Below are 19321 nucleotides of genomic sequence, written 5' to 3' on the forward strand. Positions count from 1 at the left end.
GTGCGCGCCGACGAGGGTCGCGCGGGCCGTGCGTCCGACGGCGTCGTCAGACGAGCGCGAGCCGCGGCGGGCCGCGCCGCGTGCGCACCACCGCGTCGGCGAGGTGGTGCAGGGCGGCGGGGACGGCGTCGGGCACCGGACGCGCGACCCGACGGGCGCCCGCGACGAGCGCGCCCACAGGGCGGAGCGCGCCCCGCACCACCGTCCGCAGCGCACGCGCCGCCCCGGCCACGACGGCGCGGGAGCGCTCGTGCGCGCGCCGCGCCCACGCCGACACGCCCCAGGCGACCGCCGCGGCCACCGCGTGCGCGACGACGACGGGCAGCGCGAGCGCCCCGACCACGGTGACCATGGCGGCGGGGTCGCCGCCGAGGGCCGTGCCGGACGGGCAGTCCGGGGCCTCGTGGACGAGGGCGAGGTGCATCCCCGCGACGCCCCACGCACCGGGCACCGTCACGCACTGGTGCACGACGGCGTAGCCGCGGTCGGCGAGCTGCGTCACCAGGGCGGCGACGAGCGTGAGGAGCAGGAGGGCGGGGCCGAGGAACCGGCCGGTCACGGGCACGACGGACGTGCGCGTCACGCCGCGCGACCACGCGCGCGGCACCGTCGTCCGGAGCACGGCGCCCATCCTACGCATGCGGGCTGGTAGCGGGCTGGGAGAACTCGGCACGGGGTGACGTGCGGCGCCCGGTGCCGGTCGACCCGCTCAGCGCAGCGACGGCGGCCCGGGGAACGGCCACCACGTGACGCCGGGGTCGCCCGCGAGGAGCACCACGCACACGACCGTGAGGACGATCCCGACGCCCGCGAGCACGAGCGTCCCCGTGCGCCCCGGCGCGAGGCGCGCGAGGGCCGTGCGCGTCCCGTAGCGCGTGAGGTGGGTCAGCGGCCCGGCCCAGGCGAGCACGACGGCCGCGAGCGCCGCGAGGCCCAGGACCACCGTCGTGACGACCGGCGAGTTCCCGCCGTCCGCGCCCTCGACGACGACCCAGCGGTCGGACTCCAGCAGCCACCACCCGGCCACGACGACGAGCACGCCGGCGCACGCCGCGACGAGCAGCGACGGGAGCGCCCCGACGACGGCCCGCACGACGTACCAGGGCGACGCCGCGACGGCCCGCACGGTGTCGCGGGGCGAGACGCCGCGCCGCTCGCGCCGCGCGTGGAGGGACTCGGTGGTCACGCCGACGATGCGCGCGAGGACCACGAGGACGGACAGCACGACGAAGCCGACGCCCGGGTAGAGCACGCCGAGCAGGACGAGCGGCGCGGCGAGCAGGAGCAGCGCGGTGCGGCGTGCCGGGGGCACGGGCCGTACGTACAGCGGTTCGCCGTCCTCGCCGACGGGTGGGGCGCCGAGGTCGTCCATGAGGTCGTGGCCGGCCGGCACGGCCATGGTGCGGCCGTCGTTGACCTGGGACTGCGACGTGGGCAGCGGCGGCGGGACGACCTGAGCCTGGCCGGTCCACCCCTGCGCACCGGTGCCGCCGGGCACGACGGCGACGGGAGGCACGACCCGCGTGGGACCGGTGGGCGGGCCGACGACCTGGGTCGCGGGGGCCACGTCGCCCGTGTCGGCGGCGTGCCGCAGGGCGGCGACGACCTCGGTCGGGCCGAGCCGCTGCGCGGGGTCGGCGTGCAGCGCCCCGGCGAGCGCACGTGCGGTGACCGGCCCGAGGCCCGCGAGGTCGGGCCGCCCGCTGCGTGCCCGGGCGAGCACGACGTCGGTGGGCCGGACGCCGAACGGCGCCCGCCCCGTCGCGGCGTACGCGAGGAGCGCGGCCCAGCCCCACCAGTCGGAGCCGACGCTCGGGGCGGCGCCCTCCAGCAGCTCGGGCGCGAGGTAGCCGGGCGTGCCCATGACGAGGCCTGTCGACGTGACGCGTGCGTCCTCGAGGCCCTGGGCGATGCCGAAGTCGATGAGCACGGGGCCCCGCGAGGAGACCATGACGTTGCTCGGCTTGAGGTCGCGGTGCACCACGCCGGCCGCGTGGACGGACTCCAGCGCGGCGGCGAGCTGGTCCGCGAGCTCGTAGAGGTCCCACGCGTCGAGCGGGCCGCCCTCGGCGACCTCGTCCTCGAGCGTCGGGCCGTCGACGAGCTCGGTGACGATGAACGCGTCCGGGCCGTCGAGCTCGACGTCGAGGATCTGCGCGACGGCGGGGTGCCGCAGGCGCTGGAGGGCGAGCGCCTCGCGCCGCAGCCGCTCGCGCCCCTGGGCCGCGGCGTCGAGGTCGACGTGCGCGTGGAGGAGCTTGATCGCGACGAGGTTCCCGCCGCCGTCGTGCGCGCTGTGGACGGTGCCCATGGCGCCGGACCCGAGCCGCGCGCCGATGTGGTAGCCCCCGACCTCGCTGCCGGGCGCGGGGCCGCGCGACGGCCCGGCGGGGGCGGTCCGCACGTCGACGCGCTGCGTGGGCTCCTCCATGGTGACAAGGTAGCCGCAGCGGGCCGGTCATCGCCTTCCGGACCGACCCGTCGGGCCCGGTGGGCGACGCGGCCCGGGACGGACGGCCCGTCCGCGCGCCGGGCGGGCCCACTACCCTGGGTCGCCCAGGCGCGATCCATCGAAGCTCAAGGAGTACTCCATTGACAGGCAAAGAGGGATTCGATCTCGTCGTGGTGGCCAACCGGCTGCCCGTGGACTTCACGGTCGGACCCGGTGGCGACGTCGTCGAGTGGAACCGCTCGCCCGGCGGTCTGGTGACGGCGCTCGAGCCCGTCATGCAGGCGTCCGACGGCGCGTGGGTCGGCTGGTCCGGTGCCCCCGACCTCGCGAGCGAGCCGTTCGACGCGGACGACATGCGGCTCGTGCCCGTCACCCTCTCGGCCGACGAGATCGAGCGCTACTACGAGGGCTTCTCCAACGACACGCTCTGGCCGCTCTACCACGACGTCATCTCGCCGCCCACCTATCACCGCACCTGGTGGGAGGCCTACCGCCGCGTCAACCAGCGCTTCGCGGACGCCGCGGTCGCGCAGGTCTCGCCGGGCGGCGTCGTGTGGGTGCACGACTACCAGCTCCAGCTCGTGCCGCAGATGATCCGCGCCCAGCGCCCGGACGTGCGGATCGGGTTCTTCAACCACATCCCGTTCCCGCCCCTCGAGCTCTTCCAGCAGCTCCCCTGGCGACGGCAGGTGCTCGACGGCCTCCTCGGCGCCGACCTCGTGGGCTTCCAGCGCGCGGGCGACGCCGCGAACTTCATCCGCGCCGTGCGCCGCCTGCGTGCGCACACGACGCGCGGCCCCATCATCACGGTCCCCGGCGAGGACGGCCGCGACCGGCACGTGCGCGCCGCGGCGTTCCCCATCTCGATCGACTCGCGCCGCTTCGACGAGCTCGCCCGCTCGCCCGAGGTGCAGCAGCGCTCGCGCGAGATCCGCGCCGACCTGGGCGACCCGGACATCATGATGCTCGGCGTCGACCGACTCGACTACACCAAGGGCATCCGGCACCGCGTCAAGGCGTACGGCGAGCTGCTCCAGGACGGGCGCCTCGACGTCGAGCACGCGACGCTCGTCCAGGTCGCGAGCCCGAGCCGCGAGAACGTCGACGCCTACCAGGAGCTGCGCGAGCACGTGGAGGGCGCGGTCGGGCGCATCAACGGGGAGTACGCCGAGATCGGGCACGCCGCGATCCACTACCTGCACCACTCCTACCCGCCGGAGGAGATGGCCGCGCTGTACCTCGCGGCGGACGTCATGCTCGTCACGGCGCTGCGCGACGGCATGAACCTCGTCGCCAAGGAGTACGTCGCGGCGCGCTCCGACGACCGGGGCGTCCTCGTGCTCTCGGAGTTCACGGGCGCCGCGGACGAGCTCTCCTCGGGCGCGCTGCTGGTCAACCCGCACGACATCGACGGGATGAAGGACATCATCGTGGCCGCCGCGCACATGGACCACCGCGAGCAGCGCAAGCGCATGCGCCGTCTGCGCCGCAAGGTCCTCAACGACGACGTCGCGAAGTGGTCGGAGTCGTTCCTCGGCGTCCTCACGGCCATGCCGTCGCGCGTGCCGCACCGTCGTGCCGACGACGACCCGGCGCAGCGGGCCGGCGTCGCCGCGGAGCTCGGCGCGTGACCCCGCCGGGCGCGCCGCCCTTGCCCCCACCCGTCGCCGGCGCCGTCCGCGCGTTCGCGACGGACGGCGCCGACGCCCCGCACGCCCGGCTCGTCGCGCTCGACTTCGACGGGACGCTCGCGCCGCTCGTCGACGACCCGCACGCGGCGCGCATGGCGCCCGCGGCGCGGGCCGCGGTCGACCGCCTCGGGAGGGTGCTCGCGGGGACGACGACGCGCCTCGCCCTGGTCTCGGGGCGGCACCTCGCGGACCTCGCCGAGCGCAGCGAGCCGCCCGTCGGGACCTTCCTCGTGGGCAGCCACGGCGCCGAGACGGGCGTCGTCACGCCGACGGGTCTCGAGGCGGTCCCGCTCGAGCTGACCGCGGACCAGGCCGAGGCCCTCGCGGCGCTGCGGGCCGGCCTCGCGGACGCCGTGTCGGGCCGCGAGGGCGCGTGGGTCCAGGACAAGCCGAGCGCCGCCGTCCTGCACACGCGGCTCGCGTCACCGGCGGACACGCGCGCGGCCGAGGACGTCGCGGACGCCGTGGCCGAGCGGCTCGGGCTGCACGCGATGCACGGCAAGGACGTGGTGGAGGTCGCCGTCGTCGAGACGTCCAAGGGCGAGGCGGTCGACCGGCTGCGGGACGTCGTCGGGCAGGACGCCGGGCTCGCGCGCACGCGCGTGCTGTACGCCGGGGACGACACCACGGACGAGACCGCGTTCGCCGTCCTCGGCACGGGCGACCTGGGGATCAAGGTCGGGGACGGCGAGACCCGGGCCGCCGCGCGGGTGCCCGACGCCGACGTGCTGGCCGCGGCGCTCGACCTGCTCGCCGACCTGCTGGGGCACCCGGAGGCCTGACGGGCGGGTCACGGGCCGCCGCGCGAACCGCTACCCGATCGTGACCGGCGCTGTGACGAAGCACTCAGAACCGGGAGTAGTATCGGGTCCACGATGACGTCGGGTCCCCTGCCCGTACCGGAGGGGGTCCGACTTCTTCTGTGTCGTCGAAGACACGCTCGTCCGCCATCGCGAACAGCTACGTCGACGTGGCACGTCACTGCACAACGGATCGTCCGGCACGTACCTGCCGGTGGAGGGATGTACCAGTCATGGCTACGGTCACCTACGACCACGCAACCCGGCTCTACCCCGGGACCGAGCGCCCCGCCGTGGACCAGCTCAACCTGCACATCGAGGACGGCGAGTTCCTCGTCCTCGTCGGCCCCTCGGGCTGCGGCAAGTCGACCTCGCTCCGCATGCTCGCGGGCCTCGAGGACGTCAACGGCGGTCACATCTACATCGGCGACCGCGACGTCACGGACGTCCAGCCGAAGGACCGCGACATCGCGATGGTGTTCCAGAACTACGCGCTGTACCCGCACATGTCCGTCGCGGACAACATGGGCTTCGCGCTGAAGATCGCCGGCACGCCGAAGGCGGAGATCCGCCAGCGCGTCGAGGAGGCCGCGAAGATCCTCGACCTCACCGAGTACCTCGACCGCAAGCCGAAGGCGCTCTCCGGTGGTCAGCGTCAGCGCGTCGCCATGGGCCGCGCGATCGTCCGCCAGCCGCAGGTGTTCCTCATGGACGAGCCGCTGTCGAACCTCGACGCCAAGCTCCGCGTCCAGACCCGTACGCAGATCGCGTCGCTCCAGCGTCGCCTCGGCGTCACGACGGTCTACGTCACGCACGACCAGACCGAGGCCCTCACCATGGGCGACCGCATCGCGGTCCTCAAGGACGGCCTCCTCCAGCAGGTCGGCACGCCGCGCGAGATGTACGACACGCCGGCCAACGTCTTCGTCGCCGGCTTCATCGGCTCGCCGGCCATGAACATCGGCACCTTCGCCGTCAAGAACGGCGTCGCCGAGGTCGGCCCGGCCCGCCTCACGCTCGAGCGCGAGACGGCCGCGAAGATCACCGAGGCCGACAACGGCAAGGTCACCATCGGCTTCCGCCCCGAGTCGCTCGACGTCGTGTCGCAGGCCAACGAGAGCGCCTTCCCCGTCGAGGTGAACATCGTCGAGGAGCTCGGCTCCGACGCGTTCGTCTACGGCACCCTCAAGGGCGAGCTGGCCTCGCAGGCCGACGTCCACTCGGGCGCCGGCGACAACCAGGTCATCGTCCGCGTCGACCCCCGCAACGTCCCGGCCAAGGGCGAGCGCATCTACGTGACGATCCGCCCGGGTCACTCGCACGTCTTCTCCGCCGCGTCGGGCCAGCGCATCAGCTGACACCTCTCGCGTCGCCGCCGCAGGGCGGGTCCTCCCGATCGGGAGGGACCCGCCCTGCGGCGTTCCACGGCCGATCGTGTCGCCGCCCGCCGGTGGGGCCGGGTCGGCCGGGCTCGCCCTTGACAGGGTCATGGCCGCCCACAAGACTCCTTTTGCACACGCGACGTCAGAAGTCGCATGCTCGTCACCCAAATCGACAACGCTGTCAATTGGAGCCTCATGCAGATCCCGCACCTCTCGCCCCGCGCTCGGCGCCTCGGCGCGGCACTGACGGGCGGCGCGCTCGTCGCGTGCACGCTCGCCGCGGCCCCGGCCGTCGCGACCCCGTCCCCCGCGTCCAGCCCTCCGTCCACCCTCGCCGCGGCCGTCACGTGCGGCGCGGACGAAGGGCTCCCCGACTCCAAGATCTCGATCCAGCTCTACACGCACGTCGGTGAGCTCGGCGGCTCGGGGACGCCGTCGGCCGAGACGATCGACCGGGTCCTCGGCGAGGTGGCGAACGCCGGGTTCACGAACGTCGAACCGTACAACCAGCCCTACTCGATGCCCGTCGACGAGTACCAGGCGATCCTCGACGAGCACGGCCTCGCGGTGTCGTCGAGCCACGGCAGCACGGACTGGGCGACGTGGCCCCAGACGGTCGCCTACGCCGTCGCGCTGGGCCAGGACTACATCGGGACCGGCGGGATGGCCGGTGGCTACGGCACCTACGCCGAGGCGGTCGCGACCGCCCAGCACGCGAACCGGCTCGGCCAGTACGCGCACGAGAACGGTGCGAACAAGATCGTGCTGCACAACCACCAGAGCGAGTTCACCACGCGGTACCCCCACCCGGTGACGGGCGAGATGGTCAGCGCGTGGGAGGTCATCGAGGAGAACACCGACCCGCGCTACGTCACGTTCGAGCTCGACGTCGGCTGGGCCGCCGACGCGGGCATCGACGTGCCGTCGTGGATCGAGGAGCACGGCGACCGCATCGAGCTGCTCCACATCAAGGACGCCGTGAACGTCGACGCGCCGGGCGACATGCGGCAGGTCGCGCTCGGTCGGGGCGAGCTGGACCTCCCGGCGATCATCGCCGCGGCCGAGCCGTACGTGCAGTACTTCACCTACGAGTGGGACTGGGCGCCGTCGTTCGAGACCTCCGCGGAGTCCTACCGGTACCTCCGCTGCTTCGAGTCCGAGGGCGGCGGCGAGGAGGACGAGGACTCGCTCGCCCTGGGCCGCCCGGTGACGGCCTCCAGCATCGACGAGCCCGGTCACGAGCCCGAGCTGGCGGTCGACGGCAACGCCGGCACCCGCTGGAGCAGCGCGTGGAGCGACCCGGAGTGGCTCGCCGTGGACCTCGGCGCGAGCTACGACCTGAACCGCGTCGTCGTCGACTGGGAGACGGCGTACGGGTCGGGGTACCAGATCCAGACCTCGCCCGACGGCGAGACCTGGACCACGGTCCACACCGTCGCGGACGGCGACGGCGGGTTCGACGACCTGGAGATCTCCGGGACGGGGCGGCACGTGCGGCTCTACCTCACCGAGCGCGCGACGCAGTGGGGCTTCTCGCTCTACGAGCTCGAGGTCTACGGCACGCCGGTCGGGCAGCTCGACCTCGACGTCGAGGTGCAGGCACGCTGCCTGGCCGGCCAGGCGTACCTCGCCGTCCGTGCGGCCAACGGTGAGGACTCGCCGGTCGACGTGACCCTCACGACGCCGTACGGCACGCGCGAGTTCACGGACGTCGCACCGGGCTCGAACGCGTACCAGTCGTTCGCGGTGCGTGCGACCTCGGTCGCGAGCGGCTCGGTGACCGTCACCGGTGCCGCGACGGTCGACGGCGAGGAGGTCACCTCGACCGTCGACGCCGAGCACGACGCGCTCGCCTGCTCCTGATCTCCTCCTGGGCCTCGGCGGGGCGGGTCCGGCCTCCGGGTCGGACCCGCCCCGCCCGTCCGTCCGCGACCATGGACAATGGACCCCGTGACGGTGCACAACCTGCAGATCACCGCGTCGGCCCCCGACCCGGCTCTCCTCGACCTGCCCTGGGACATCCCGCTCGAGGAGTGGCCGGCCGAGACCCTCGCGGCGCTGCCGCGCGGTATCTCCCGGCACATCGTGCGGTTCGTCCGTCTCTCCGGACGGGTCATCGCGATCAAGGAGATCGGCGAGACGGTCGCGTACCGCGAGTACGAGCTGCTGCGCCAGCTCCGCCGGCTCGAGGTGCCGAGCGTCGTCCCGGTGGGCGTCATCACCGGGCGCCAGGACGCGAACGGCGAGCGCCTCGAGGCCGTGCTCATCACGGAGCACCTGCAGTTCTCGCTCCCCTACCGCGCGCTGTTCAGCCAGTCGCTGCGCCCGGACACCGCGACGCGCCTCATCGACGCGCTCGCCGTGCTGCTCGTGCGCCTGCACCTCGTCGGGTTCTACTGGGGCGACGTGTCGCTGTCGAACACGCTGTTCCGGCGCGACGCCGAGACCTTCGCGGCGTTCCTCGTGGACGCGGAGACGGGCGACCTGCACCGCGAGCTCTCCCCCGGCCAGCGCTCGTACGACGTCGACCTCGCGCGGACCAACATCATCGGCGAGCTCATGGACCTCTCGGCGGGCGAGCTGCTCGACGAGGACGTGGACGAGGTCGCGATCGGCGACGCGCTCGTGGCGCGCTACGAGGAGCTGTGGGCGGCGCTCACCACGTCGGAGTCGTTCGACGCGAACGAGCGGTGGCGCGTCGCGGCGCGCATCGAGCACCTCAACAACCTCGGGTTCGACGTCGACGAGCTCGCGATCACGACCGACATCGACGGCACGACGGTGCAGATCCAGCCGAAGGTCGTCGACGCGGGGCACCACTCGCGCCGCCTGCTGCGCCTCACCGGACTCGACGTGCAGGAGAACCAGGCGCGCCGTCTGCTCAACGACCTCGACTCCTTCCGGGCCGCGGCGGAGCGGCAGAACGACGACGAGGAGTTCGTCGCGCACGACTGGCTCAGCGGCGTGTTCGAGCCCACCATCCAGGCCGTGCCCCGCAACCTGCGCCGCAAGCTCGAGCCGGCGCAGCTCTTCCACGAGATCCTCGACCACCGCTGGTTCATCTCCGAGCGCGCAGGTCGTGACGTCCCGATGGCGGAGGCGACCCAGTCGTACGTCGAGAACGTGCTGCGGCACCGGCCGGACGAGAAGGCGATCCTCGGCCTGGCACCGGGTGAGAAGGACCCCGAGTACTACGGCTGAGACCGTCAGACGCACGAGAGCCGCCAGCGCCCCACCGGTCCATGACCGGTGGGGCGCTGACAGGTGGTGAGGAGCGCTCAGGCCTCGCGGCGCAGGCGCGCGACCTCGTAGAGCGAGATGCCCGTCGCGACGGCGGCGTTGAGCGACTCGGTGTCCGACCCGATGGGGATGGACGCGACGACGTCGCACGCCTCGCGCACGAGGCGCGAGAGACCCTTGCCCTCGGACCCGGCGACGACGACGAGCGGCTCGGTCGCGAGCTGCAGGTCGCCGATCGCGGTCTCGCCACCGGCGTCGAGCCCGACGACGAAGCAGCCCGCCTTCTTGAGCTCGCCGAGGGCGCGGACCAGGTTGGTCGCGCGCGCGACGGGCACCCGGGCGGCGGCACCCGCCGAGACCTTCCACGCGGACGCCGTGACGCCCGCGGCGCGGCGCTCGGGGACGAGCACGCCGTGCGCCCCGAACGCGCCCGCCGAGCGCAGCACGGCGCCGAGGTTGCGGGGGTCGGTCACGCCGTCGAGCGCGACCACGAGCGGCGCGCGGCCGGACGCCTCGGCCGCGTCGAGCAGGTCGTCGACGTCGGCGTACTCGTACGGCGGCACCTTGATCGCGACGCCCTGGTGCACGGCGCCGTCGGTGAGGCGGTCGAGCTCCGGCTTGCCGACCTCGAGGAGGTCGTAGCCACGGCCCGCGACGATGTCGACGATCTCGCGCGTGCGGTCGTCCGCGTCGAGGCGCGACGCGAGGTAGACGACCTCGACGGGGATGCGTGCCCGCAGCGCCTCGAGCACGGAGTTGCGCCCCGCGACGACCTCCTGCACCGAGCCGCGACCCTTCGGGCCGCCGCCGCGCGACGCGCCACTCCGGGCAGCGCCACCGCGGGCCGTTCCCCCGCGACCGGTCGCCGCGGCCGCCCGCTTCTCCTCCGCGACCTTGCGCTTGTGCGCCGCGTGGTAGACGCGGTCCTCGGCCTTGGGGGTCGGCCCGCGGCCCTCGAGGCCCTTGCGCCGCTGCCCGCCGGAGCCGACGGTCGCGCCCTTCTTGCTGCCGGGCTTGCGGGTCGCGCCGCGTCGTCGTGAGTTGCCAGCCATGGTGTACCGATCGTGTCGTCGTTCAGGTCAGTTCAGGTCAGGTCACGTCGGGCTCGGCGCCCGGCGTGCGTGTCTCGCTCCTGGTCCAGTGTCCCCCAGACCTCTCGCCGAGGGAGAACCGTGACCAGGACCAGGGGTCTACCTCGCGCTACCAGGGTTCTACGTCGCGAGGCCCGGGTTCTCCCCGGCGGGCGTCGGTCGGGTGAGCGTCAGGCGAGGGTCCAGCGCGCGCCGTCGGCCGAGTCCTCGACCGCGACCCCCGCCGCGGCCAGGCGGTCGCGGATCGCGTCGGCGGTCGCGAAGTCGCGGGCCGCGCGCGCCTCGGCGCGGGCCGCGAGCTCCGCGCCGACGACGGCGTCGAGCACCGCCGCGTAGCGCGAGTCCCCGCGGTCGGCCCACTGCGCGTCGCCCGGGTCGAGCCCGAGGACGTCGAGCATGGCCCGCACCGCGACGAGGTGGTGGCGCGCGACGGCGTCGGCGGCCGTGGTGCGGTCCGCGAGCGCCGCGTTGCCCGCGCGCAGGTGCTCGTGCACGACGGCGAGCGCCGCCGGGACGTTGAGGTCGTCGTCCATCGCCGCGGTGAACGCCGTCGGCAGCTCGGCCTCGGTCACGTCGCCGACGTCGCCCACGCGCTCGGTCGCGCGCTCGACGAACCCGGCGAGCCGCTCCCACGTGGCCTCGGCCTCGGTGACGGTCGCGGGCGTCCACTCGAGCATCGAGCGGTACTGCACGGACCCGAGCGCGTAGCGCAGCACGGCCGGGCTCGTCGTCGCGAGGACCTCGCGCACGAGCAGCCCGTTGCCGAGCGACTTGCTCATCTTGGCGCCGCCCTGCGTGACCCACGCGCTGTGCAGCCAGTGCTGCGCGAACCCGTAGCCCGCGGCGCGCGACTGCGCCTGCTCGTTCTCGTGGTGCGGGAAGCGCAGGTCGAGCCCGCCGCCGTGGATGTCGAACGTGTCACCGAGGTACCGGCGCGCCATCGCGGAGCACTCGAGGTGCCAGCCGGGACGGCCTCGACCGAACGGGGTGGGCCACGACGCGGTCTCCGGCTCGCCCTCCTTCGGGGTTTTCCACAGCGCGAAGTCGCGCGGGTCGCGCTTGGCCGCGGCCTCCTCCGCGTCCGCGGGGACGTCGTCGGGCACGGGGTTGAGGTCCTCGAGGCGCTGGTTGGTCAGCGAGCCGTACTCGGGCCACGACCGCACGTCGAACCACACGTCGCCGGGGCCGGTCGTGTACGCGTGCCCGCGTTCCACGAGGCGCTCCATGAGCTCCACCATGTCCGGCACGTGCCCGGTCGCGCGCGGCTCGTACGTGGGCGGCAGGACGCCGAGCGCGTCGTACGCGGCGGTGAACGCGCGCTCGTACGTCGCGGCCCAGGCCCACCACGGCTCGCCGGCGTCGGCCGACTTGGCGAGGATCTTGTCGTCGATGTCGGTGACGTTGCGGATGAGCGTCACGCGCGACCCGCCGCGCCGCAGCCACCGCACGAGCACGTCGAACGCGACGGCGGAGCGCATGTGTCCGATGTGGGGAGCTGCCTGGACGGTCGCACCACACAGGTAGATGCCGACCTCGCCCGGGGTCAGGGGCACGAAGTCGCGCACGTCCCGCGTGGCGGTGTCGAACAGGCGAAGAGTCACGTCCGCAAGGGTACCGGGGAGCCGCCGCGACGACCGTCAGCGCGGCGCGCCCGCCCCGGGTCCGGTCCCGCCGACGGCCGGTCGGGCCGCGTCAGCCGAAGCTCTTGCCCTCGCCGCGGTACGTCGGGACCACGTCGACGACCTCGTCGCCCCGCACGAGGTGCACGCGGTCGAACCGCTCCATCGCCTCGCCCGCCTTGCCGTGGCGGAACCACACGCGGTCGCCCACGGCGAGGTCGGGAACGCCCACGGCACCGCGAGACCGGTGCAGCGGCGTCTGGACCTCTCCCGCCCCCTCGCGGCCCGTGAGCGACCACCCGGGCGTCGCGACGCGGGGCAGGCGGCTGCGCGACGCGGGACCGGACGCGACGTACCCGCCACCGAACGCCGTCGCCCACCCAGGGGCGGGCACGCGCACCACGTCGAGCCCGAAGAAGGCGGACGGCCGCGGCCGGAAGGACCGGTACTCGTCGAAGAGCCCCGGGACGTACAGCCCCGACCCGGCCGTGACCTCCGTGACGACGCCGTCCGCCGACGACGTCTCGAGCGACCCCGTGCCGCCCGAGTTCACGAGCTCGAGGTCGTGCCCGACGACGTCGCGCACCGCCGCGACGACCTCGCCGCGACGCTCGCCCAGCTCGAGCACCGAGAGCCGCTTGACCGCGCGGACGGCGAGGCTCGAGTCGGGCATCCCGGCGACCTGCGCCTCGTAGAACATGAGCCCCCGCAGCGCGAGACCGGGCGTCGAGACCACGCGCGCGGCGAGCGACGCGACGTCCGGGGGGTCGTGCAGGGGCGAGCGCCGCGTGCCGAGGTGGACCGTGACGAGGCCGAGGCCGACGCGCAGGGACGCGTCGACGTCGAGGCACACGCGTACGGGCGGCTCGTCACCCGTGCCCGCCTCCGCGAGCGCCTGCCGGACGAGCTCGAGGTGCGCGGCGTCGTCGACCATGAGCGTGACCTCGCGCCGCCCGGGCTCGTGCCGCGCGAGCGCGGCGAGAGCCCCGCGGTCCACCGACGGGTAGCCCACGAGCACGTCGCGGGCGCCCGCGTCGACGAGCCACAGCGCCTCGCGCACCGAGTACGCCATGACGCCCTGGAACCCGCGCTCCCCGGCGCGCGCCACGAGCGAGCGGACGCGGACCGACTTCGAGGCGACGCGCACCGGCACCCCGCCCGCGCGTGCCAGGAGCTCGTCGGCGTTGGCGTCGAACCGGTCCAGGTCGACGACGGCGAGCGGGCCGTCGAGGTGCGCGGTCGCGCGTGTGAGCCGGGCGAGCAGCGACGGCGTCGCGCCGCGCTCGTCCGCGGCCCGGTCGGCCGTCCCCACGTTCGTCCCGGGTGCCGCGTCGCTCGTCATGGGGAGAACGTACGCCACCCGGGGAGCGTGAGACAGTACGACCTGTGAGCAGCGACGACGCCCTCTCCTGGACCAACTGGGCCCGCACGGCCTCCGCCACCCCGCGCCGTCGGGCCTCCCCGCGCGACGAGGCGGAGCTGAGCGAGCTCGTGGCACGCGCCGCCGCCGACGGGATGCCGGTGCGCGCCGTCGGCGCGGGGCACTCCTTCACCCCTGCGGCCGTCACGGACGGGCTGCTCCTCGACCTGGACCGCATCGGCCTCGTCGAGCGCATCACCCGCGGCACGGGCGCGTCGAGCGAGGCCGACGCCGACGCGATCCTCGTGACGGTCGGGGCGGGCATCCGCCTGCACCGGCTCAACGAGGCCCTCGCCGCCGCGGGCCTCGCGATGCGCAACCTCGGCGACATCGACCGGCAGTCGGTCGCGGGCGCGATCTCGACCGGCACGCACGGGACCGGCGCCCGCCTCGGCGGGCTCGCCACCCAGGTGCGCGGCGTCCGCGTCGTCGGGGCGGACGGCGAGGTGCGCGAGGCGTCGGCGACGCAGGACCGCGACCTGTTCGAGGTGAGCCGCCTGGGGCTCGGTGTCACGGGCGTCCTGTCCGCCGTCACGCTCGAGGTGGTGCCGGCGTTCCTGCTCCGCGCGCGGGAGGAGCCGTGGCCGCTGGACCGCGTGCTGGCAGGCCTCGGCACGCCGGACGACGCCGACGGCCTCGTCGGGGGCAATGACCACTTCGAGTTCTACTGGTTCCCCCACACGCGCCGCGCCCTGACCAAGCGCAACAACCGGCTCGCGCCCGACGAGGAGGCGGCCGAGCTCGATCGGCTGCGGACCACCGGGCCGGGGCCGGTCGCGCGGGCGCGCACGTGGGTCGACGAGGAGCTGTTGTCCAACGGCGCGTTCGAGCTCGTCAACCGGCTCGCCACGGCGGTCCCGCGCGTCACCCCCCGGCTCAACGCCGTCTCGGCGCGCGCGCTCGCGCCGCGGACCTACGTCGCGCCGTCGCACCAGGTCTTCGTCACGTCGCGCCGGGTCCGGTTCCGCGAGATGGAGTACGCCGTGCCGCGCGAGCACCTCGCGGACGTGCTCGCGAGCATCGACGCCTGGCTGAACCGGTCCGGCGAGCACGTGCCCTTCCCGGTCGAGGTCCGGTTCGCGGCGCCCGACGACGTCTGGCTGTCCACGGCCCACGGTCGCGAGACCGCGTACGTCGCGGTGCACCAGTACGCGCGCCTGCCGCACGACCGGTACTTCGACGCCGTCGAGCGGATCGTCGCCGAGGTCGACGGCCGTCCGCACTGGGGCAAGCTCCACGGTCTCGACGCCGACCGGCTCCGGGCGCTCTACCCCCGGTTCGACGACGCGGTGGCGGTCCGCGACGCGGCGGACCCGGACGGGGTGTTCGCGAACGCCTACACGGACCGGGTGCTCGGACGCGCGCCGGCGGCGACCGCGGGCTGAGGGCCCCGGGCCCGGCGCGACGGCCCGTCGGTCAGGGCACGGGCTCCGGGCCGTGCTCGCGCACGGGCGAGCCGTCGGGCCGGACCATGACCGACAGGACGTACTCGGCGAGCGCGTGGAAGCTGCGGACCGCCGTCTCGTCGTCCTGCTCGACGAGCCACGCGATCTCGATGCCGTCGATGTACCCGGCGACGATGCGCGAGAGGAAGCCCATGTCCATCGAGTAGGTGACGTTGCCGCGCTCGGCCACGTTCTCGAGGAAGCCGCGGGTCATCGCCCACGTCTGCTCCAGGTGCGTGTGCGCGACGGACCGCAGCGCGCGGCTGCGCACGCCCGCCGTCGCGAACTCGAAGGTGAGCAGACGCATGTGCCGGCGCGGGGTCAGCCCGCTCCAGAGCCCGTCGGCCGCCGCGTGCGCGAGCTGGACGACGTCGCCGTCGACGTCGAGGGCGGCGCGCACCGGCTCGGACGCGACGAGGGCGAGGCTGTTGCCCATCGCCTGGAGGAGCTCGTCCTTGTCCTCGAAGCAGTAGTGCACGACGCCGAGCGACACGCCGGCCTCGGCCGCGACGCCACGGATCGTGACGGCCTCGACGCCCTCGCGGACGGCGATGGTCATCGCCGCGTCGACGAGCTGGGCCCGGCGTTCTTCGACGGACATTCGGTTCATGTGCGATTCATCCCATGTGTCGTTCTTGGGAAAGTCAAACACATCGATGCGCTCCCAGCGATCGTAGTGTCTGCTCGTGGGCCTGGCACCCGGGACGCCCGGAGGCGAGAATGGCGAGCCGAGCCCCTCATGCCCCTGCTTCCGACGAAGGACGACCGTGCCCCGACCGCGCCACCCTCGCCCCCTCTGGCACCTCGCGACCCTCGCGACCGCGGCGCTCGCCCTCGCGGGCTGCGGCGGCGGTCCCGCGGGCGCCGGGGCGGACGACGCGCCGGTCGCGTACGACGTCCCGGAGGTCCCCGTGCGGGTCACCGCACCCCCGGGCTGGGAGCGCGCCACCCGCGACGGGGCCTTCGTGCTGCACGCGCCGGGCGGGTCGGGGGGCTTCCGGGCGAACGTCGTCGTGACGGGTACGCAGTCCGCCGCCACGCTCGAGGAGGCCGGCGCGAGGACCGCCGCGGCCGTCGACGCGATCCCCGGGTGGGGCCTGGACGCCGACGGCCAGGGCACGACCACGCTCGGCGAGCTCCCCGCCTTCCGGGTCGCGGGCACGTACGAGACGGCCGGGACCGTCGTCGTCCAGGAGATCCTGGCGGTCCGGACGGGCGACGCGCCGGACGACTGGGTCGTCGACCTCACGGCCTCGTACGCCGACGGTGACGCCGACGGCGCCGCGCAGACGCGCGCGATCCTCGAGAGCGTGGAGCTCGCCCCCGCGGGCTGAGGTCACGCGGGCGACGTCCCGACCGCGACGACGAGGGCCGTCGCGACGGCCGCGACGCCCTCCCCACGGCCCGTGAGGCCGAGCCCGTCGGTCGTCGTGGCCGTGAGCGTCACCGGGGCCCCCGCAGCCGCCCCGAGGGCCGCCTCGGCCTCCGCACGGCGAGGCCCGAGGCGCGGGCGGTTGCCGATGACCTGGACGGCCACGTTCCCGATCTCGAACCCCGCCGCCCGCACCCGGCGCGCCGCCTCGGCGAGCAGGCGCGACCCGCTGGCCCCGGCCCACTCGGGCGCGCCCGTGCCGAAGTTCGACCCCAGGTCTCCGAGCCCCGTCGCCGAGAACAGCGCGTCCGCGGCAGCGTGCGCCGCGACGTCCGCGTCCGAGTGCCCGGCGAGACCGCGCTCGCCCGGCCAGAGCAGCCCCCCGAGCCACAGCTCCCGCGCCTCGCCCTCGGGGGCGAACGCGTGCACGTCGACGCCGACGCCGGTGCGCGGCAACGGGGGCAGGGCGGCGCGCGGCGGCGCGTCCTCGGCGTGGTCGGCGGGGGTCGTCATCGGTCCTCCCGGAGGGTCAGCGCGGCGACGCGCAGGTCGTGGGCGGTGGTGATCTTGGCCGCCGCGGCGTCGCCGGGCACGACGTGGACGGGGAGCCCGAGCGCCTCCACGAGGCCCGCGTCGTCGGTCGCGGAGACCTGCTCGTCGTCGGCACGGTGGGCGGCCGCCTCGTGAGCCCGGACGAGGAGCTCACGGTCGAACCCCTGCGGGGTCTGGACGGCGCGCAGCGTCGCCCGGTCCACGGTCTCGGCCACGGGCTCGGCGTGGGACGGGTCGTCGCTCCGCGCGGCCGTCACGCGCTTGATCGTGTCCGTGACCGGCAGCCCCGGCACGACGGCGTCGTGGCCCGCCCGCACGGCCTCGACGACGCGGCGGACCAGCGCGGGCGGTGCGAGCGGCCGCGCCGCGTCGTGGACGAGCACGACGTCGACCGGCTCTCCGCCCGGCCCCTCGACCAGCCCCGCGCGCAACCCCGCCGCGACGGAGGCCTGGCGGGTGCCCGCGCCCTCGACGACGCGCACGGGACGGTCGATCGCGGGGTCGTCCCGCAGGAGCGCCGCGACGTGGTCGCGCAGGCCCGCAGGTGCCGTGACGACGATGGCGTCGACGGCACCGGACGCGCACAGCCGCCGCGCGGCCTGCACGACGAGCGGCAGGCCGTCGAGCTCGACGAGGGCCTTGGGCAGGTCGAGCCCTAGACGGGTCCCCGAGCCCGCGGCGGTGAGCACGGCAAGAGTCGGCACGGGCACACGCTACCGGCACGACGACGGGGAGGGTGCCGTCCGTGCGGACGGCACCCTCCCCGGTGTCTGTGTCGCCGGCAGTCGCCGGCCGTCGCGGGCGGGAGCCCGGGACGTCAGGAGGCCAGCACCTCGTCGAGGATCGCCTCGGCCTTGTCCTCCTCGGTGTGCTCGGCCAGCGCGAGCTCGGAGACGAGGATCTGCCGCGCCTTGGAGAGCATGCGCTTCTCCCCCGCCGACAGGCCACGGTCGGCGTCCCGGCGCGACAGGTCGCGCACGACCTCCGCGACCTTGATCACGTCGCCCGACGCCAGCTTCTCGAGGTTCGCCTTGTACCGACGCGACCAGTTGGTCGGCTCCTCGGTGTAGGGTGCACGCAGCACCTCGAAAACGCGGTCGAGACCCTCCTGGCCGACGACGTCACGCACGCCGACGAGGTCGACGTTCTCGGCTGGGACTTCGATGGTCAGGTCGCCCTGCGCGACCTTGAGCTTGAGGTAGATCTTGTCCTCTCCGCGGATGGTGCGCGTCTTGATCTCCTCGATCAGTGCGGCTCCGTGGTGCGGGTAGACAACGGTCTCGCCTACTGTGAACGTCATCTGCAGATGTCCCCTTTCGCGGTGGTCCACCTTACCACGCGGAAGGGCGAAAATCCGAGCCCCTGCGCCCCTTGACAAGCCCCAGAGGGCGACGTTTCCCCAGGTCAGCGCGGTGTCAGCGCGCCTCACGAATCCCGCAGGGCGGGCCACAGGACCCTGGAGACCGCCGCCGGACGCTCCCGAAGCCCGCGCGAACCTGCGTGACACCGCTCACGCCCACGCCCCGCAGCGCCGGTTCCGGCCGCCCGGCCTCGCCCGACGCACTAGGCTGGGCGCGGAACCCAGTCCCCCCTCTCGCAGCCCTGGAGTGCACCGTGACCCGCATCCCGACCCCCCGAGCAGCGACCCGTGCGGCGTCCCGAGCGACCGGCCGCGCGCGCTACTGGGCCGTCCCCCTCGTGGTCGCGAGCGTGGCCGTCGCCTCCGCCTGCTCCCCGATCGAGACCACCCGCCCCTACTCGCCGTCGGACGGCCTGCGCGTCGACCTCACCGACGACCTGCGCGGCCTCAACCTCCTCGTCGTGAGCGCGGCCGAGGGCGACGCCGGCGCGCTCGTCGGAGCCTTCGCGAACGACTCGACCGAGGACGTGGAGTTCGACGTGACGCCCGAGGGCGGCGAACCCGTGACCATCCCCGTCGCCGCCGGCGAGACCGTCTACCTCGGCGCCGAGGACGGCTTCGACGCGCAGATCGGCCGCGTCGACGCCGCCCCCGGCGGCATGCTGCCCGTGACGGTCGGCGTGACCTCGGGCGAGGAGCAGAGCCTTTCCCTGCCCGTCCTGGACGGCACCCTCGAGGAGTACGCGCACCTGCTGCCGTGACGTGACGGCCCGGGCCGGGCCGGGCCGGAAAGAGGCTCGGGCCGTGACACCGGCTGCTGCTGTCCTCCGCGTGCCCGCCGCTTCAGACTCCTCGATGAGGGTGGAACCTCCAGGACGACTCGGCCGGTGCGTCCTC

17 protein-coding genes are annotated in these 19321 nt (G+C 74.5%); 8 read left to right on the plus strand and 9 right to left on the minus strand.

Annotated elements, in window-relative coordinates:
* Positions 1-46: 46 nt before the first annotated feature.
* Positions 47-622 (minus strand): hypothetical protein, encoded by a 576-nt coding sequence (locus tag JN535_RS17210; protein WP_205206976.1) that lies wholly within the window; start codon positions 620-622, stop codon positions 47-49.
* An 87-nt stretch (positions 623-709) separates the two neighbouring features.
* Complete coding sequence (locus tag JN535_RS17215; RefSeq protein WP_205206978.1) at positions 710-2431, minus strand: serine/threonine-protein kinase; 1722 nt, start codon at positions 2429-2431, stop codon at positions 710-712.
* A 191-nt stretch (positions 2432-2622) separates the two neighbouring features.
* Between JN535_RS17215 and JN535_RS17220 the strand changes: the two genes are divergently transcribed.
* The 5 genes from JN535_RS17220 (at position 2623) to JN535_RS17240 (ending at position 9526) form a co-directional block, all read left to right on the plus strand.
* Complete coding sequence (locus tag JN535_RS17220; protein ID WP_307868884.1) at positions 2623-4083, plus strand: alpha,alpha-trehalose-phosphate synthase (UDP-forming); 1461 nt, start codon at positions 2623-2625, stop codon at positions 4081-4083.
* Entirely contained in the window at positions 4080-4925 is an 846-nt protein-coding gene (gene otsB, locus JN535_RS17225; RefSeq protein ID WP_307868885.1) for a trehalose-phosphatase, read from the plus strand. Before JN535_RS17220 ends, otsB begins: the two co-directional genes overlap by 4 nt.
* 251 nt (positions 4926-5176) lie before the next feature.
* Positions 5177-6301: an ABC transporter ATP-binding protein gene (locus JN535_RS17230; RefSeq protein ID WP_205206994.1), complete on the plus strand. Its 1125-nt coding sequence runs from the start codon at positions 5177-5179 to the stop codon at positions 6299-6301.
* 177 nt (positions 6302-6478) lie between these two features.
* The gene (locus JN535_RS17235; protein ID WP_205206995.1) at positions 6479-8188 is read left to right on the plus strand and encodes a discoidin domain-containing protein; all 1710 of its coding nucleotides are present in this window, start codon (positions 6479-6481) and stop codon (positions 8186-8188) included.
* A gap of 78 nt (positions 8189-8266) precedes the next feature.
* Entirely contained in the window at positions 8267-9526 is a 1260-nt protein-coding gene (locus tag JN535_RS17240; protein ID WP_205206996.1) for a DUF4032 domain-containing protein, read from the plus strand.
* A 77-nt stretch (positions 9527-9603) separates the two neighbouring features.
* Here JN535_RS17240 and rlmB read toward each other — a convergent pair whose 3' ends face one another.
* The 3 genes from rlmB to JN535_RS17255 form a co-directional block, all read right to left on the minus strand.
* Positions 9604-10617, minus strand: a complete 1014-nt coding sequence (rlmB, locus tag JN535_RS17245; RefSeq protein WP_205206997.1) for a 23S rRNA (guanosine(2251)-2'-O)-methyltransferase RlmB — start codon at positions 10615-10617, stop codon at positions 9604-9606.
* A 209-nt stretch (positions 10618-10826) separates the two neighbouring features.
* Entirely contained in the window at positions 10827-12257 is a 1431-nt protein-coding gene (cysS, locus tag JN535_RS17250) for a cysteine--tRNA ligase (protein WP_205206998.1), read from the minus strand.
* 91 nt (positions 12258-12348) lie between these two features.
* The gene (locus tag JN535_RS17255; protein WP_205206999.1) at positions 12349-13617 is read right to left on the minus strand and encodes an alanine racemase; all 1269 of its coding nucleotides are present in this window, start codon (positions 13615-13617) and stop codon (positions 12349-12351) included.
* A gap of 44 nt (positions 13618-13661) precedes the next feature.
* On the opposite strand from JN535_RS17255, the gene JN535_RS17260 reads away from it, so the two are divergent.
* Positions 13662-15080, plus strand: a complete 1419-nt coding sequence (locus tag JN535_RS17260) for a D-arabinono-1,4-lactone oxidase (protein WP_205207001.1) — start codon at positions 13662-13664, stop codon at positions 15078-15080.
* A 31-nt stretch (positions 15081-15111) separates the two neighbouring features.
* Here JN535_RS17260 and JN535_RS17265 read toward each other — a convergent pair whose 3' ends face one another.
* The gene (locus tag JN535_RS17265; RefSeq protein ID WP_205207003.1) at positions 15112-15750 is read right to left on the minus strand and encodes a TetR/AcrR family transcriptional regulator; all 639 of its coding nucleotides are present in this window, start codon (positions 15748-15750) and stop codon (positions 15112-15114) included.
* 157 nt (positions 15751-15907) lie between these two features.
* Here JN535_RS17265 and JN535_RS17270 point away from each other — a divergent pair, with 157 nt between their 5' ends.
* Complete coding sequence (locus tag JN535_RS17270) at positions 15908-16474, plus strand: LpqN/LpqT family lipoprotein (protein ID WP_205207005.1); 567 nt, start codon at positions 15908-15910, stop codon at positions 16472-16474.
* A gap of 2 nt (positions 16475-16476) precedes the next feature.
* Here the strand turns inward: JN535_RS17270 and ispF are convergent, their stop codons facing one another.
* From ispF to JN535_RS17285, 3 genes are all read right to left on the minus strand, one after another.
* Positions 16477-17025: a 2-C-methyl-D-erythritol 2,4-cyclodiphosphate synthase gene (ispF, locus tag JN535_RS17275; protein ID WP_205207007.1), complete on the minus strand. Its 549-nt coding sequence runs from the start codon at positions 17023-17025 to the stop codon at positions 16477-16479.
* Complete coding sequence (ispD, locus tag JN535_RS17280) at positions 17022-17768, minus strand: 2-C-methyl-D-erythritol 4-phosphate cytidylyltransferase (RefSeq protein ID WP_205207009.1); 747 nt, start codon at positions 17766-17768, stop codon at positions 17022-17024. Before ispD ends, ispF begins: the two co-directional genes overlap by 4 nt.
* 113 nt (positions 17769-17881) lie before the next feature.
* The gene (locus JN535_RS17285) at positions 17882-18364 is read right to left on the minus strand and encodes a CarD family transcriptional regulator (protein ID WP_031315710.1); all 483 of its coding nucleotides are present in this window, start codon (positions 18362-18364) and stop codon (positions 17882-17884) included.
* A gap of 314 nt (positions 18365-18678) precedes the next feature.
* Here JN535_RS17285 and JN535_RS17290 point away from each other — a divergent pair, with 314 nt between their 5' ends.
* A complete protein-coding gene (locus JN535_RS17290; RefSeq protein WP_240201361.1) occupies positions 18679-19185 on the plus strand; it encodes a hypothetical protein in 507 nt (168 codons plus the stop codon).
* The last annotated feature ends 136 nt before the right edge of the window (positions 19186-19321 follow it).

Source organism: Cellulosimicrobium cellulans (genome assembly GCF_016921195.1).
In the GTDB taxonomy this organism is placed as follows: Bacteria; Actinomycetota; Actinomycetes; order Actinomycetales; family Cellulomonadaceae; genus Cellulosimicrobium; species Cellulosimicrobium cellulans_F.

Coding starts and splice junctions, on each gene's coding strand:
- JN535_RS17215 (WP_205206978.1), bottom strand. CDS start 2,431: ATGGAGGAGCCCACGCAGCGCGTCGACGTGCGGACCGCCCCCGCCGGG.
- JN535_RS17230 (WP_205206994.1), top strand. CDS start 5,177: ATGGCTACGGTCACCTACGACCACGCAACCCGGCTCTACCCCGGGACC.
- JN535_RS17235 (WP_205206995.1), top strand. CDS start 6,479: ATGCTCGTCACCCAAATCGACAACGCTGTCAATTGGAGCCTCATGCAG.
- JN535_RS17240 (WP_205206996.1), top strand. CDS start 8,267: ATGGACCCCGTGACGGTGCACAACCTGCAGATCACCGCGTCGGCCCCC.
- rlmB (WP_205206997.1), bottom strand. CDS start 10,617: ATGGCTGGCAACTCACGACGACGCGGCGCGACCCGCAAGCCCGGCAGC.
- JN535_RS17255 (WP_205206999.1), bottom strand. CDS start 13,617: ATGACGAGCGACGCGGCACCCGGGACGAACGTGGGGACGGCCGACCGG.
- JN535_RS17265 (WP_205207003.1), bottom strand. CDS start 15,750: ATGAACCGAATGTCCGTCGAAGAACGCCGGGCCCAGCTCGTCGACGCG.
- ispF (WP_205207007.1), bottom strand. CDS start 17,025: ATGACGACCCCCGCCGACCACGCCGAGGACGCGCCGCCGCGCGCCGCC.
- JN535_RS17285 (WP_031315710.1), bottom strand. CDS start 18,364: ATGACGTTCACAGTAGGCGAGACCGTTGTCTACCCGCACCACGGAGCC.